This window comes from Mangrovibacillus cuniculi (assembly GCF_015482585.1).
In the GTDB taxonomy this organism is placed as follows: Bacteria; Bacillota; Bacilli; order Bacillales; family R1DC41; genus Mangrovibacillus; species Mangrovibacillus cuniculi.
Map to the genome: position 1 here is coordinate 1935931 of NZ_CP049742.1, position 14848 is coordinate 1950778.

17 protein-coding genes are annotated in these 14848 nt (G+C 38.3%); 3 read left to right on the plus strand and 14 right to left on the minus strand.

Going from position 1 to position 14848, the window contains the following annotated elements; genetic code table 11:
- Positions 1-214: 214 nt before the first annotated feature.
- The 7 genes from ytpR to G8O30_RS09955 all read right to left on the minus strand — a co-directional run bounded on the left by ytpR (position 215) and on the right by G8O30_RS09955 (position 5554).
- Positions 215-826, minus strand: coding sequence for a YtpR family tRNA-binding protein (gene ytpR / locus G8O30_RS09925; protein WP_239674536.1), 612 nt, complete (start codon positions 824-826; stop codon positions 215-217).
- Between the two features lie 9 nt (positions 827-835).
- Positions 836-1645 (minus strand): DUF1444 domain-containing protein, encoded by an 810-nt coding sequence (locus G8O30_RS09930; protein WP_239671931.1) that lies wholly within the window; start codon positions 1643-1645, stop codon positions 836-838.
- Between the two features lie 84 nt (positions 1646-1729).
- A complete protein-coding gene (locus G8O30_RS09935) occupies positions 1730-2047 on the minus strand; it encodes a thioredoxin family protein (RefSeq protein WP_239671932.1) in 318 nt (105 codons plus the stop codon).
- Entirely contained in the window at positions 2044-3066 is a 1023-nt protein-coding gene (locus tag G8O30_RS09940) for a PTS sugar transporter subunit IIC (protein WP_239671933.1), read from the minus strand. Before G8O30_RS09940 ends, G8O30_RS09935 begins: the two co-directional genes overlap by 4 nt.
- A gap of 281 nt (positions 3067-3347) precedes the next feature.
- The gene (locus G8O30_RS09945; protein WP_239671934.1) at positions 3348-3854 is read right to left on the minus strand and encodes a hypothetical protein; all 507 of its coding nucleotides are present in this window, start codon (positions 3852-3854) and stop codon (positions 3348-3350) included.
- Positions 3855-3960: 106 nt separating this feature from the next.
- Positions 3961-4467, minus strand: a complete 507-nt coding sequence (locus G8O30_RS09950) for a DUF84 family protein (RefSeq protein WP_239671935.1) — start codon at positions 4465-4467, stop codon at positions 3961-3963.
- A 13-nt stretch (positions 4468-4480) separates the two neighbouring features.
- Positions 4481-5554 carry a M42 family metallopeptidase gene (locus G8O30_RS09955; protein WP_239671936.1) on the minus strand — a complete coding sequence of 358 codons (1074 nt, stop codon included), beginning with the start codon at positions 5552-5554 and terminating at the stop codon, positions 4481-4483.
- A gap of 83 nt (positions 5555-5637) precedes the next feature.
- Here G8O30_RS09955 and G8O30_RS09960 point away from each other — a divergent pair, with 83 nt between their 5' ends.
- A complete protein-coding gene (locus tag G8O30_RS09960; protein ID WP_239671937.1) occupies positions 5638-5952 on the plus strand; it encodes a hypothetical protein in 315 nt (104 codons plus the stop codon).
- A gap of 78 nt (positions 5953-6030) precedes the next feature.
- Here the strand turns inward: G8O30_RS09960 and G8O30_RS09965 are convergent, their stop codons facing one another.
- Positions 6031-6870, minus strand: coding sequence for a YtnP family quorum-quenching lactonase (locus G8O30_RS09965; protein ID WP_239671938.1), 840 nt, complete (start codon positions 6868-6870; stop codon positions 6031-6033).
- 510 nt (positions 6871-7380) lie between these two features.
- Positions 7381-8028, minus strand: a complete 648-nt coding sequence (trmB, locus tag G8O30_RS09970; RefSeq protein WP_239671939.1) for a tRNA (guanosine(46)-N7)-methyltransferase TrmB — start codon at positions 8026-8028, stop codon at positions 7381-7383.
- A gap of 95 nt (positions 8029-8123) precedes the next feature.
- On the opposite strand from trmB, the gene G8O30_RS09975 reads away from it, so the two are divergent.
- Positions 8124-8408, plus strand: coding sequence for a YtzH-like family protein (locus G8O30_RS09975; RefSeq protein WP_239671940.1), 285 nt, complete (start codon positions 8124-8126; stop codon positions 8406-8408).
- On the opposite strand, the gene G8O30_RS09980 is transcribed toward G8O30_RS09975, so the two are convergent.
- From G8O30_RS09980 to G8O30_RS09995, 4 genes are all read right to left on the minus strand, one after another.
- Positions 8403-9176 carry a phosphotransferase family protein gene (locus tag G8O30_RS09980; RefSeq protein ID WP_239671941.1) on the minus strand — a complete coding sequence of 258 codons (774 nt, stop codon included), beginning with the start codon at positions 9174-9176 and terminating at the stop codon, positions 8403-8405. The genes G8O30_RS09975 and G8O30_RS09980 overlap by 6 nt on opposite strands.
- 182 nt (positions 9177-9358) lie before the next feature.
- A complete protein-coding gene (gene pulA / locus G8O30_RS09985) occupies positions 9359-11425 on the minus strand; it encodes a type I pullulanase (RefSeq protein ID WP_239671942.1) in 2067 nt (688 codons plus the stop codon).
- Positions 11426-11541: 116 nt separating this feature from the next.
- Positions 11542-11712, minus strand: coding sequence for a hypothetical protein (locus tag G8O30_RS09990; RefSeq protein ID WP_239671943.1), 171 nt, complete (start codon positions 11710-11712; stop codon positions 11542-11544).
- A 35-nt stretch (positions 11713-11747) separates the two neighbouring features.
- Entirely contained in the window at positions 11748-12527 is a 780-nt protein-coding gene (locus G8O30_RS09995) for an NERD domain-containing protein (RefSeq protein WP_239671944.1), read from the minus strand.
- 193 nt (positions 12528-12720) lie between these two features.
- On the opposite strand from G8O30_RS09995, the gene cysK reads away from it, so the two are divergent.
- Positions 12721-13650 (plus strand): cysteine synthase A, encoded by a 930-nt coding sequence (gene cysK, locus G8O30_RS10000; protein ID WP_239671945.1) that lies wholly within the window; start codon positions 12721-12723, stop codon positions 13648-13650.
- Positions 13651-13984: 334 nt separating this feature from the next.
- Here the strand turns inward: cysK and dat are convergent, their stop codons facing one another.
- Positions 13985-14836 (minus strand): D-amino-acid transaminase, encoded by an 852-nt coding sequence (dat, locus tag G8O30_RS10005; protein WP_239671946.1) that lies wholly within the window; start codon positions 14834-14836, stop codon positions 13985-13987.
- Between the last annotated feature and the right edge of the window lie 12 nt (positions 14837-14848).

The window sequence follows — 14848 nt, forward strand, 5'->3', positions numbered from 1 at the left end:
GCTTTGTAAATTTTCGGCTCATTTAGGAAGATGTGTAGGAAGTCGCAGGGAAAGCTAGCTTTCCTAAAAGACTTCCTACACATCTTCCTACCTTTCAGCAAAGCTGAAAGGCGTGTGAAGCAATGCTTCACACGAATGAGCCGAAAATGGTGCAGTCACTCAGCATATAAAAGAAAAAACACCCCAAGAATGGAAGTGTCTTTTCGTCCTAAACCTATTTACCTACCGGAAACTCAGTTCCAACCACTGCATCATCACCAAGAACTAAAATTCCCTTCACCTCTGGAGCATTTGGAATTGCCAACTCACGAGCGGAACAAATCATGCCTGAAGAAGGTAAACCGCGTAGCTCTGCATCTTTAATTAACATACCGCTTGGCATTACGGCTCCAACCTTTGCTACCACTACTTTCTGCCCAGCTTCTACATTTGGCGCACCGCAAACAATCTGTACCTTCTCATCGCCTAAATCCACTTGGCACACACTTAACTTATCTGCATTAGGATGTTTCTCTTTTTCCACAACATGTCCAACAACAAACTTAGGAGATAAATCAGCTACTAACAGATCCTCAAAGCCCTCTGCTTTAATCAACTCATTAACTTGATTCACTAACTCCTCCGTTAGCTCAACTTGTCCATTCGCTTCTAATGAAAGGTGAAAAGAAACCTCAAAAATATTGTATCCAATCGTCTCATTCGAAGAAGTTTCGATAACACGAGCTACATTTCCTTTTCGATCTACATGAACTTTCTCTTGTCCTACCTCTTTAGAAGTAGCTAATAACACGTCACCAATACCTTCTTTGTTATAAAACATATGCAACATTTCTACTTACTCCTTTTCTACACGTCTATTTTTTCCTAATATAAAAATAGGTTCTAGTTCTGAAGACTCATATAAAAATGACAGAGCCGTAATCGGAACGTGACCATTTGAGAAAAAACTCATTGTCAACTGTGCAAGTATATCATAACCAGTTTCATTTTGAATATCTGCTAATATTAGTACATCTTGATGCGGCACAGCAACTGCCATTTTTCCAGTAACACTCTCTGAAAACTCTTCTAAAAAGCGTTCATTTAAAATTCTACTTGCATCGTATCCATCTTTCGTTGCTAAGAAATAAAAATGATTTCCTGCAACTGTATCTTTCTTTAAAGGTGTAGATAGTTTTTTCACATTAAACCTTGCCACTTCTTTTACTTGTTCTTCTGTCCAGCCTTCTTTTTCTAGGAAAGCTTGATCAATTAATCGATACGTTGTTCCCAGGTCAACGGAATAATACACTCTTGTTTCTGCCGTATGCTCTGAAACAATAAAAGCAGAACCTCTCTCTGATTCATTCGGAAAAGAAGTAGAACGAATGACAGGGAAGATATTTTGTTCTTGTCCATTTAATCCTTGTTGGTCAGTCATTGCGTGCAAGGCTTCTTCGACATAGTAAACAATCTCGTCAAATGCTTTTTCTTTCGTTCTCTCCCATTTAACAATCATGTTAGGGATGGAAAGCGTCACCCCTTTACCAGTCTTCGTATCCTCAATTCGTAGCTGGTCTTCTTTCTTATTATAAGTAATCGAACGCTCTTCTTTTTGTAAGCGATTCGTTAACGTTGTCTTCATTAACTCCGAAGTCATCTTCATCGTCATTCCTCCATTCATGATAAAAGGATATTAATAGTTTACGTAACAAAAGACCCCAACACCAAGTTAGGGTCTTGAAATGAATTACTTCGTTGCTTCTTGCAAGAATTTTTCAATCTCTTCTTGCGTTTTACGATCTTTACTGACAAATCTTCCAGTCTCAGTTCCATCCGTAAACACTAGGAAGCTCGGAATTCCGAAAATGTCATGCTGGATACATTGGTCCAAAAACTGATCTCGATCTACATAAATAAAATGATATTCGCTAAATTTACTCTCTACCTCAGGTAAAATTGGCTCGATTACTCGACAGTCTGGACACCAATCAGCAGAAAACATAAATACATATTTTCCTTCTTGTTTAAATGATTCAAATTGTTCTACACTCTCAAGCTTTTTCATTTTTGGGTGCCTCCTGTATCAATAGTCATTTGTCCATATTTAATGTACTGTTTCTTTCTCATCCATTCTGATATTAATAAGGATAACACAGCAGGACCAATGATGTGGAGTAAAAGAACTTTTATCAATACATCTACACTAAATCCCATCGTGGTAAAAGTCATTATTTGACCTACTAAACCACTCGTACCCATCCCTGCTCCAGCTGCATTATTTTCCATCGCTAGCCACGCCGTTCCAATGGGAGATAGAACGACACCAGCTATTGTTGGAGGAATAATAATGAGAGGGTGCCTTAAAATGTTTGGTACCTGAAGCATGGAAGTTCCTATCCCCTGTGCGATAAGACCTCCAATCTTATTTTCCCGATAACTAGACACCGCAAATCCAACCATTTGAGCACTACACCCAATCGTCGCTGCACCCGCTGCTAATCCACTCAAATCTAACATGAAAGCTATGGCTGCACTAGAGATTGGTGCAGTTAAAGCCCACCCCATTAATAATGCAACTATTATTCCCATGATAATTGGTCTTTGTTCTGTCGCCCAACTAATAGTTTCACCTAACGAAGTCATAAAAAACGAGACTGGTGGCCCAACAATCGAAGCGATAAAGTAACCCACCAAAATAGTGACAAGTGGTGTTACCAAAATATCTACTTTTGTTCGTTTACTAACTAACTTACCGAACTCCGTTGCTATCACAGATGTAACATATGCTCCAGCTGGACCTCCTAAAGTAAAACCGACACTACCTGCAATTACGGCAGAGAATAATACTAATGGAGGTGCTTGAAGTCCATATGCAATCGCGACCCCAATTGCAGGTCCAGCTAATCCCATTGTGATAGTTCCTATTTCCACTAGAATAGAAACGCCTAATTGCTCTCCAATAGTCTTAATAATAACACCGATTATTAAAGAACTAAAAAGTCCTAATGCCATATACGTAAGTGCATCAATTACATATGCTTTTACAGAAAGAGATACACCTTGCTCTTTTATGTATTTCTTCATAACCATTCTCCTCACTTTCTATTCAAGTGTAAAGACAGATGTAATAAATGTCTAGAGGAAAATATGTAAGGCAATCACTTGTTACCTTACCCCAAATGAGGAAAAGGATACTACACTAAATTTTTAATCAGGGACTTACTCATTAGGAGGATATCTTTTCTTTATGGGACTCGATAAGTATACTCATCTAAGTGCAGACCACATCACGTGGTCAACGATGAGTTGTTACTGATCACGTAACAAAAAAGCTGCCAGAGGATTCCTGGCAGCTTTCCAACAATTTATTTACTTACATCAGATGAACGTAACATGGTTACCATTGTTTTCACACTAGAAAGAATAGTATCTCCACTTGACTCAGTAGTTACTTTAACTCCTCCTCGTCCTATAATGATTCGATATCGATCATCCTCGATAGAATCAATAAACGAATAGTAATATCCTTCATCTGTTTCCTTTACTGTTGAGAGTGTAACATTCTCTCTCCTACTTTTTTCTTCTTCATAGAGAGATTTACTAAATTCATCTTCAAATGGATTAAAGAAGACAATATATGTTTGATTATTTCCTTCTAATATAATATTACTAGGTGAAGTTTCTATAATTTTCACATTAGAAGGCAAATGAAAACTTAATCCTTCTGTTGATTCATTTGGTGCAGCAACTTCAATAGTTGATGGCTCTTCTAAAATAGACTTTGATCCCTTTAGCTGATCTTCCACGCTTCCTTGACAACCAGCTAAAAATAGTATGGTAAGTAAGGCGAATAGCCCTTTTCCTTTCAACATTCTCCAAACTCCCTCCAACCCTTGACTACAATATATGTTAATCATAGCGTTTTCATAGAATGCATGCAATAAGAGGTTGTCGAAAATTGGAGAAAGAGAGGAATATTTAGCGACTTTCTTCCCATTGACCAATCAGTGGAAGTACCACTTGAACAAATAAATCTGTACGTTTCACTCGATTATTTGTCAGAATCCCAGCTATACCTTCTTGGTGTTTTGTATTCTGTCTATTCCAAAATTGATCTACCAGTGGACCTAACTCTTCACCAGCATGCAAGTGTTCATATAAAAAGTTTGGAAGTGGCAAGAGAAGGCCTCCAGCTACAAATAATTCGCCTGAGGAATGAACCAGCGCGCCCCAGTTGCACAGATAGTATGCGTCGTCCATAATGACTATTCCAGCTTCTAATCCAATTCCAATATCATTCCCAATTACTGCCTGTTTCGCCCGATTAATGGCACCAAGCTTAGTCTCTTCATGTCCAATAGGTTGAGCAGAAACAAATGAGGGAATATCACTACCCTGTACTTCTATTTTGTATTCACACGAAATAAATGCATTTGTTACTGCTTCTATTTTTGTAGGGTTCTTGGAGCCTACCATCACTTTCATATTGGGAAACCTCTTACGCTTGGCTTTTAATGGTCTTCACAGTAGAAGCATCAGCCGATTTCACTAATTTCACAATTAACTCTTTTGCTGCAGCATAATCATCTACATGAACGATAGAAGAGGACGTGTGAATGTATCGAGAGCAGATACCAATTACAGCACTTGGTACACCGTTGTTTGACATATGCACTCTACCTGCATCTGTTCCACCTTGGGAAACAAAGTATTGATAAGGAATTTTATTGCTTTCAGCAGTGTCTAATACAAATTCTCTCATTCCACGGTGTGTAACCATAGATCGATCTAGAATTCGAAGTAACGCACCTTCTCCAAGTCTTCCGAATTCTTTCGGATCGCCAGTCATATCATTTGCTGGAGATGCATCTAAAGCAAAAAACAGATCTGGGTTAATCATATTTGCAGCAACTTGCGCTCCACGCAACCCAACCTCTTCTTGAACAGTAGCTCCAGAATACAGTGTGTTAGGCAGTGTTTCTCCTGCAACTTCTTGTAAAAGTTCCAAAGCAAGACCACAACCGTAACGGTTATCCCAAGCTTTCGCCATAATTTTCTTTGGATTTGCCATTGGTGTAAATGGGCAAACCGGTGTAATCATTTGACCTGGTTTTACGCCAAGTGCTCTAGCGTCTTCTTCATTGTCTGCTCCAATATCGATTAACATATTTTTAATATCCATCGGTTTTTGACGAATTTCTTCTGTTAATAAATGAGGTGGGATAGAGCTAATGACACCATCAATTGGTCCGTTCGTTGTCATGACTTGAACTCTTTGTGCAAGCATTACTTGGTTCCACCATCCACCAAGCGTTTGGAATCTGATTAATCCTTGCTTAGTGATGGACGTAACCATAAACCCAACTTCATCCATGTGTCCTGCAACCATAATAGTAGGTCCGTTTTCAGGTCCTTTTTTCAGTCCAAACACGCCACCAAGATTATCTTGAACTACTTCATCTGAAACTTTCGCTAACTCTTCTTTCATAAATTTACGAACTAGATGTTCTTGTCCAGGAACTCCCGGTAATTCTGTTAGTGTTTTAAATAAAGATAATGTTTTTTCATTCATTATGTAATCGTCCTTTCATGTGACTTACACATTGTATATTATTTGGTATACTTATAAATAGGTTAATAAAGGAGTTGTTGGTTGTGAAGAATTCATCTTTTCTATTAGGTTTACTTGTTGGCTCTGTCAGTTCTGTTCTTGCATATCAAGTGACACAAAAAAAAGTAAATGCTTCTCCTGAAAAAGCACTTCAACGGGTAAAGAGTGCCTTTCAACAACATTATACGGTAACAGGCTCTTGGATTCACTTAAAGCCTGAAACATTGGTACGGGAAAAAATTGAGACATCCATTTATAATGCTGGGCTTACAGTAAAAGATCAAGACACGATGAGATCTTTTTCCCTGCAACTAGATGCCTCTACTGGTGCTGTTATTTCTATACATTTAGAAAAGTAAGCTTTAAAAAGATGTCTAGATCGGGATTCCGATTTAGACATCTTTTTTGTTATATAAACAAAGAAAGCTTTTCATAGTTTATTCACGTTTAATGGATTCTTGTATCGTTCCATCAGATGAAAACTTCACCGCACGGAACACCGCGTCATGATAAAAAGTAAACCAAGCATCTTTTTCTATTTGAGGCTGTATGAATCGTTGTTTTTGCTCAATGGATGTCATTGGATAATCGTCATAAGCTAGAACCCATAGCGGGGAAAAATGGGCATGCGTTGGCATCAGATCTCCCATATGAATGAGGTGTTCCCCTTCTGAAGAAATGGTAACTACACTGTGACCATTACTATGTCCACCTGTATGAGTCATTTTTAAGCCTTCTACAATGGTGATTTCTTCTTTAAATGTTTTCACTTGTTTTTCTATAGGTCGATAATTCTCTTCCCAGTATGTATTACGAGAACGGATATTAGGGTTTTGCATTTCGTTCCATTCTACTTCGCTTATGTAAATTTCCGCATTGGGGAACATGCTAGTTCTTGTGCCACCTTGCATTTTAGAAAGTCCCAATACATGGTCAAAGTGCACATGTGTCATACATACAATATCAATGTCGTTTGGAGTTAATCCTAGAGACGTTAAGTCTTGTTCAACAAGTGATTCCTCTGACACACCATAGTTTCTTTGTTGTTTTTCTGTTAATAAATCGTTTCCTATGCCAGCTTCCAATAAAATATTTTTCCCTTCTACTTGAATAAGTAAAGGATCTGTTCTTAATGGAATTTGATTTTTTTCATTGTGAGGATACTTTTTCGACCATAAAGGTTTAGGAACAACACCAAACATTGCCCCACCATCCATCTGAGTAATACCGCCGCGAAGCCAAGTTACAGCAAATTTACCAATATGAAGCTTTTCCATCCTATCCCCTCCTATTACTATTGTATCACGCATGTAGGTATTTGGCAGAATATTTGCATTTCCCTACTTATTTAGTATATGAGCTATAGACGTTATCTCGGGTTTCTTCTTTTCCATCCTCTGGCACACAAACAAAAAGAAAAAGGTACATTCAATAAAACGAATGTACCTTTTTCACGTTATATTTGAGTTACTATTATTGCAGTATTAGTGCATTTACATAATAAATCTTTGGGATTGGAGCGGAAGGGGGCGACTCCTACGGGAAAGGTGGGTTACTGAGACCCCACAGGAGCGTACGCAAAGTGAGGCCGTGTCCAGCTGCAGGTGCGCAACCGCTCTGAAAAGTCCAAAAGCCCTCCGGTGCCTGAAGAGCTGCCTCCTCGGTCTTCCAAACTTTTCTGCCGCGGCTGAACGCGCGCCTTTCGCTTTTCGTAGTGGAAAGCGTCCCCCTGCAGCGGAAATCCCTGTGCAGTCACTTTTGGGTTTTGTCCAAGCCTCTTTCATTCCTTACTTTTCAGATGGGAACTTAGCTTCCACACGGTATATTCTATATCCTTGCGAAGAGAACTTCTCTTCGTATTCAGTCATGATATTACCTTCTATGTCACTTTTATGAAGGTCCAAACTTAACCAATTTAAACTTAAACCATACCACGAAAAACTTTTTAACGAGTATTCAAAGAGCCCTTGATTATCTGTCTTAAAATGAAGTTCCCCACCATCAACCAACACTTGCTTATATAAATCTAAAAAAGATTTATGTGTTAAACGACGCTTTTCATGTCTAGTTTTTGGCCAAGGATCAGAAAAATTCAAGTAAACTCTGCCAATTTCTCCATCTGCAAAGAAATTAGTCAGTTCTCTTGCATCAATATTAATTAATTTAAAATTAGGAATGTCTTCATCAATAACTTTTTGTACTGCACTAACAATGACACTCTCATACATCTCAATACCAATGTAGTTTACTTCTGGATTTGCTTTTGCCATACCAGCTAAGAATTGTCCTTTACCAGTTCCTACCTCAATATGAATAGGGTGGTCGTTTCCAAAAAGTTCTTTCCATTTTCCTTTATAGTCGAATGGATTCGAAATCGCGATGGAGTTATGCTCCTGTAAGAAATCACTTGCCCAAGGCTTATGACGTAATCTCATCTCGTTCACCTCTATGAAGAATAATTAAAAAGGGAACACACACACTATGGTTATGTCCCCAAATGGTTCAAATTGAAATCGAAAGGAAGAATAATATGCCTTTACAAACATCTGATCAAGTACGCTTACTAGCAGATCTTTTGCAAAACCAACAAACCGATTGTTGTGGATCTAATCAAGAATGTGAGCAAATGGAAAGGCTAGTCCAATCTTTATTGTCTAATCCAAATACCGAACAAGAAATGAAATCAATACTGGAAGATATTTCTGTTTATAGTAAATCCGGTAGCACTTCTCAACAATTAGATCAACATATCTCTTCTTATCAATCTAATCTTGGAGATTGGGCTACACAATTGAACAACCATTATAAATTATAAGCATTTTTCTAAAAAGGCGAGACTACTTTTCACTTCGTGGTCTCGATTTTGTTCTTTAGACCACTGGATGGAAAGTAATGTTTGACCTATCATGTACCACTTTAATCGAAGCAAGAGGCTTTCATTCATATCTAAACCATAATGATGTAACCAATCAGCCCACTCGTCTTTTTCTACATACCAATATAAAATCATACTTAAATCTAAAGCATGGTCCGCAATTACGGCGCCTTCCCAATCAATCAAATATAATTGGTTCGCCTCAGTTAACAGCCAGTTGTTATGATTTAAGTCTCCATGGCATACTACCAAATCCTCCGTATACACTTCATCTACATGTTGATCTAGATAACTCAATGCAGCTTGAACGCTTGGATGTAGCACAACTTCTTTCGTTAGAGTCGTCTCGATTTGCATCAACATTTCATAAGGCGTGTACGGTTGTTTCCCAATGCGCTTTAACATCGTTAACAAAGGCTTAGATTGATGTATTTTACTTAGAAGGTCACCAACAAGCGGCATACGCATATCAGCAGGCTTTAATTCTCTACCTTCAAGCCACTCTTGTGCTGTAATGACGTCCCCACTTTCTAGTCGTTTCGTCCAGACAAGTTTAGGAACAATTCCCTCCGCGGACAGAACCGCAATAAACGGGGAAGCATTGCGCTTTAAGAAAAGCTTTTGATCATCATGTATAGCAAAGAACGCTTCTCCAGTCGCTCCGCCAGCCGGGATTATCTCCCATCCCTGTCCAAATAAATAGTCCAACTTCATTCACCTTCGTTTATTCCGCTTAAAGCGTTAATATCATACCGTCTTTTGCCTTGTAGCATGTGTAACAAAAAAAAGCAATTGAGGACAAAGATACCCCAAAAGCCACCTTACATCATATTATCGTTTCTGGCAACCTTTCGTCAAGAAGTTTCGACATAAACCTGTCAAAAACACCCTTATGTTTTCACGACAATAAATTCAGGACCTTGTACCTGTTTATCTATAAACACATTGTTGGAAGCGTTCGATAGCGTAAACAATACTTCTCCCTCATAGATTGGTACATTCACTTTATTTCTCCCAACCGTACAAAAGAAGGAAAGTGTTTCCCCGTTACCGTTGGTTAATTGCCATGATATCCATTTTTCTTGATGATGGATCCCAATAGGAAGAGATTTACTCTCTGGTTCCCAGAAAACAGAAAAGTTATTTCTTACTTTTAATGCTAGTTTTACTTTTTGTATATAGCTGAGATTATGCACAGCTAAATCCCAATCTACTTGATTAATACTATCAGGAGATTGGTAACTATTCTCTACTCCTTCTTTAGTCCGAAAGAATTCCTGACCAGCATGGAGAAAAGGGATCCCATTAGAAAAAATAACTAAGCAAGTTGCTAAAAGGTGTCGTAATTTCCTCTCTTCTTCGTTTAAGTATGGAGCTGCCAGTGAAAATTTATCCCACAGTGTGTAATTATCATGACATTCTACATAATTAACTGCTTGATGAAATGGTAGATAGTGATCTTGTCGTAAAAAGTGTTTATACAATAACTCTAACTGGTCCGTAACACCTAACGCAATTCCATGCGACAACTCCTCAAATGTATTCCCTTTAATCATGTCTCGAAATCGATCATGGAAGAAGTACATGCCTGGAACCTGGCTTGCATGGTATGTGGTCGTTTTCTTTTCTTGCGGAAGCTCTGTTGGTAAATCCCAGCCTTCTCCTAACAGTAATAAAGAAGGAGCCTCCTCATCACGCCATTTAATTATTTCATTTGTCATATCTAAGTCAAAAATACCTAATAAATCAAACCTATATCCATCTACATGATAAGTAGAATACCAATAGCGGAGGGATTGTAAAATAAACTGTCTTACCATTCGTCTTTCTGTAGCAACATCATTTCCAACACCCGTCCCATCAGATGGGGTTCCATGAATGTTATGTCTAAAAAAGTAGCCTGGAACAATCTTCTCAAAGGCTGACAATTCTCTATCATACACATGATTGTACACCACATCGACAATAACCCCTATACCATTGTCATGCATAACATCTACAAGCTTTTTAAACTCTTCCATTGTATGAAAAGCATCAGAAGGGATAGAGCCGTAAGCATTCTTCAGGGAATTGAAATAAAGTGGATTGTACCCCCAATTATACGCTTCTAAACCATTCTCATCGTCCACTCCGAAGAATGAGTTGATTGGTAATAGTTCCACATGAGTGATACCTAAATCTTTCAAGTAATTTAACCCTGTAGAAAAAGATTTGTTATGGGAATGAACGGTGTTTGATTCTACAAATCCATTAAAAATGGCTTTTTGCTTTACTCCACTATTAGGATGTATGGTCCAATCTCGTAAATGAACCTCATAAATAATAGGAGTATGGTGAGCATTCTCTAACTTAGAAGGTGCTATCCAATCAGAAAAATCTTTTATTATTCCAAATTCATTATTAGGAGTTGTGCATACTGCAAATGGATCCACAGTCTCATACCAAACTAGGTTGTGTTTACAAAGGAATGTATATTTAATTCCTGAAAGGTTTTGGTTAATTTGAAAATTCCAAACACCTTTATCCTCTCGTTTTAAAGAATAATCCACTGTTTCAGAACTATACAAACGAACTTTTACTTCTGTAGCTGTAGGACTCCACAACTTAAAAATTGTGGTTTCCGTATCTACCCAAACTCCGAATCTTTCTTCGTTCGAATGCCACTTCTCATCAAAATCACTTGTTCTAACCACAGCACCTACCTGAACATCTACACTAGTTTGTATGTCATCCTGAATCCAAATTGTCTCTCCAAATTTCCATTCAAAATTCAGTTGTAAAATAAATTTCTTCGCGCCTTCCAACATCTCTGTATGAATAATGGGTAACGGAGTATCCGTCTTATGAACAAAAGTAAAAAAAGGGTTTCGATCTTTCATATAATCAAATGGCATAATGACAGTTAGCGTGGTTAATGTATCTACAAAAACAGAATATGGACGATCTATTTTGAGCATAGAAGTAGCTCCTTTCTACAATACATACTTCCATTCTAGCCACCGTCTCTAAAAAATAGCCATTTACCTTTCTTCTACTTTATTCTTTTACCCTGTCCGGTTTTACAGGCAATGTGTTATTCTTCTTTTTCAGCAGGACTTTCATCTACTTCCATCACAAAAGGATTGACTTCTTCGTCATGTAAAGGAGACCTCCTAAAGCTACTTGTCTGTGCATGTTTTAAAATGGCGTCCGCGGCACGAATTTGACTGTTCTTAATTGGCGACCTCATCTTTCGTTGTAGCATAAACCATTCCGGGTACGTTCGTTTATCTAATATGGTTAAATCAGTTGGGGGCTTGGGTAATCCACATATCCAGTTCTTGAGATAACAACTTTCTTTATAGGTAAATCCACTTGATGATGTTGAAAAATAGAGTGGACAATGCTTTCCATTCTGTTTAGGGCTACAACAGGATTTAACACTTTTGCAGATGAATCCCCAAACTTCTTTTCCCAAAACCTCTCCTTTGATCCTATATAGGCTTCATTTTCTTTCCCTTCTAGAAAAACAATGCACCATACATCTGTTGGAGAGATCAAGATTGTGTGGCATTCCACAGGAGCCTTTTTTATTAATAAAATCGGTTCATATAAAACTAAAAAGGTATCTGGAAATCTTTGAAGCAAATATCGTAACGTAGGATCATATTGATATTTTCTATCCATGATAGATCGCTGTGTAAACGTTGAGCTGGCCCAAGTTAACTGAAAAGAATACAGTTGATCTAAGAAAAACTGCTTTAATTCTTCTTCCGTATCTGGTACATAACTTAAATGAGGTAAAAAGGTAAAAGCAGGTCTCTCTTCTCCTTTTTCTTCCACTGCACTATCGAGAAGTTTAGAAGGTTTTTTCTTCACAAATTCTCTCATTTTAGTAAAGAGACTAATTTTTGTTTCTTCCACGATAATGGTTTCATTCTCTGGCCATTCGTCCTTTAACCACATTTCTAAAAGAGCGTCCCAATGTTGTTTCTTTAATCGTACATACTGTGATGGATAACGATAAATATCCATCTCATACCTTGATATATAATCTTGACATTTAATTAATTGTGCCACACGTATCACCTAATTTCTTTTCAATCTATTAGTTGTATCGGCTTTTTGAATTCTTTCTACATATTCAAAATAATTACCATTTCTTACTATAGCAATCGACTCGAATATTTGAAAGATATCTTGTTATTTATGTACAATAAGTACTATAGAAAATGCATCAAACGAATCAGAGTATCTTGCAGGAGGAATTAGGATGAAAGTAGTTCACAATATAGCCGATTTAATCGGAGATACACCATTAGTAAAGTTACAACGTTTAGCAGATCCAAATGGAGCAGATGTTTATTTAAAATTAGAATATTATAACCCAAGTAAAAGTGTTAAAGACCGTGCTGCGTTTCAAATGATTATCCAAGCAGAAGAGCAAGGGTTATTGAAAGCAGGTTCTACCATAATTGAACCAACTAGTGGAAATACAGGAATAGGGTTAGCCATGAATGCAGCAGCAAGAGGATATCGAGCAATCTTAGTGATGCCAGATACGATGACGTCAGAGCGTATTAACTTACTTAAAGCTTATGGTGCAGAAGTGGTTCTTACGCCAGGTGATGAAAAAATGCCAGGTGCTATTAAGAAAGCGAAAGAATTAGTAGATGAAATTCCTAATAGCTTTATGCCAATGCAGTTTGAAAATGATGCAAATCCTGAAGCTCATAGACGTTCTACTGGTCCTGAGATTATTGAGGCAGCAAATCAACTAAACCAACCTTTAAGTGCATTCATTGCAACTGCAGGTACGGGTGGGACTATAACAGGTACTGGAGAAGTGTTAAGAGAAGAATACCCAGATGTGGAGATTCATGTAGTAGAACCAGCAGGATCTCCCGTTCTTTCAGGTGGAAAACCTGGTAAGCATAAACTAGTGGGAACTAGCCCAGGTTTCATCCCTGAGATTTTAAACCAAGACATCTACAATAAGATTCATCAAATAAAAGATGAAGAAGCATACGAAACGGTGAAAAGACTAGCGAGTGAAGAAGGCATCCTGGTAGGTCCATCATCCGGTGCTGCATGTTTCACAGCCATCAACGTAGCAAAAGACTTGCCAAAGGGAAGCTTCGTTGTATGTATCGCTTGTGATACGGGCGAGAGATATCTATCCAGTGACTTGTTTTCCGAGTAATAGTCTACAGAGTATCATTTGGCTGACTAAAGTTGAGACCGATATAAAAAACAGGTGGGCCTTTTAGAGGACCTACCTGTTTTTGGATAATATAATATATCTAAGTTCTTATAAAACATTAGATTGCAGTTCTAATGCTTTTCCTCTGTCAATCTTTTGGGATTGGAGCGGAAGGGGGGCGACTCCAGCGGGATTGAAGCGGTAAGTCGAGACCCCACAGGAGCGCGCCCTTTAGCGACGAGGAGGCTCGGCACCGCCCCGCGGAACGCGTCCCCCCTGTAGCGCAAATCCCCTTGTAGTCACTATGGTGTTTCTCTACAACTCTAATTTGTTTTTAAACTAAACAAGATTGCTCAATTAATGAAGTGAATAACGATTGGCACTTTCTTGTAATTGGACCAACTTCCCCACTTGAAACTAAGTCGTTATCAATTTGTACAATCGGCATTACTTCAGATGTCGTACTCGTTAAGAAACACTCGTCTGCTAAACGTAACTCATCTAAAGTGAAAGGCTTCTCCACAACTGTTAGACCAGCTTTCCTACATACTGCCAACAACACTTGTCTGGTAATCCCGTTTAAAATTAAATTTGTAGCAGGATGCGTATAAATTACATCATTTTTCACCATGTAAAGATTAGAAGACGAGCCTTCTGTAACAGTACCATCACGATGTAATACCGCTTCGAAAGCGTCATGCTTCGTAGCTTCTTGCTTAGCAAGGACATTCCCTAAAAGGTTTAAGCTTTTAATATCACAACGTAACCATCGAATATCATCTGTTATATGTGCCTTTACACCTTTCTCCATTAAAGATGCCGGTCTAGGCATCTCTTTCGTATATCCCGTTACAACAACAGGCGTATCAGCAGGTGGGAACCAGTGTTGTCTCGCATGTGTTCCACGAGTTACCTGCAAGTAAATCATCCCATCCTGCAAACCATTCTTCTCGACTAGTTCTTCTAAAAGGCGATGTAAATTACTTAAATCAAAGGGCGTCTCCATCCCTATCTTTTGCATACTTTGACCAAGTCTCGTAAGATGTTCTTTCGCGGTAAAAAGGGCACCATTATACACCTTTACTACTTCGTAAACCCCATCTCCAAACTGATACCCGCGGTCCTCTATATCAATCTTAATTTGGTTCTTATCTACCAATTGGTCATTCCAAAGATATAATGTCATCGTGAGCCCCTC

Coding starts and splice junctions, on each gene's coding strand:
- dat (WP_239671946.1), bottom strand. CDS start 14,836: ATGACATTATATCTTTGGAATGACCAATTGGTAGATAAGAACCAAATT.
- G8O30_RS09930 (WP_239671931.1), bottom strand. CDS start 1,645: ATGAAGATGACTTCGGAGTTAATGAAGACAACGTTAACGAATCGCTTA.
- trmB (WP_239671939.1), bottom strand. CDS start 8,028: ATGAGATTACGTCATAAGCCTTGGGCAAGTGATTTCTTACAGGAGCAT.
- G8O30_RS09975 (WP_239671940.1), top strand. CDS start 8,124: ATGCCTTTACAAACATCTGATCAAGTACGCTTACTAGCAGATCTTTTG.
- G8O30_RS09950 (WP_239671935.1), bottom strand. CDS start 4,467: ATGAAAGTGATGGTAGGCTCCAAGAACCCTACAAAAATAGAAGCAGTA.
- G8O30_RS09990 (WP_239671943.1), bottom strand. CDS start 11,712: ATGCTACAACGAAAGATGAGGTCGCCAATTAAGAACAGTCAAATTCGT.
- G8O30_RS09940 (WP_239671933.1), bottom strand. CDS start 3,066: ATGAAGAAATACATAAAAGAGCAAGGTGTATCTCTTTCTGTAAAAGCA.
- G8O30_RS09955 (WP_239671936.1), bottom strand. CDS start 5,554: ATGAATGAAAAAACATTATCTTTATTTAAAACACTAACAGAATTACCG.
- G8O30_RS09965 (WP_239671938.1), bottom strand. CDS start 6,870: ATGGAAAAGCTTCATATTGGTAAATTTGCTGTAACTTGGCTTCGCGGC.
- G8O30_RS09935 (WP_239671932.1), bottom strand. CDS start 2,047: ATGAAAAAGCTTGAGAGTGTAGAACAATTTGAATCATTTAAACAAGAA.
- cysK (WP_239671945.1), top strand. CDS start 12,721: ATGAAAGTAGTTCACAATATAGCCGATTTAATCGGAGATACACCATTA.
- G8O30_RS09945 (WP_239671934.1), bottom strand. CDS start 3,854: ATGTTGAAAGGAAAAGGGCTATTCGCCTTACTTACCATACTATTTTTA.
- pulA (WP_239671942.1), bottom strand. CDS start 11,425: ATGCTCAAAATAGATCGTCCATATTCTGTTTTTGTAGATACATTAACC.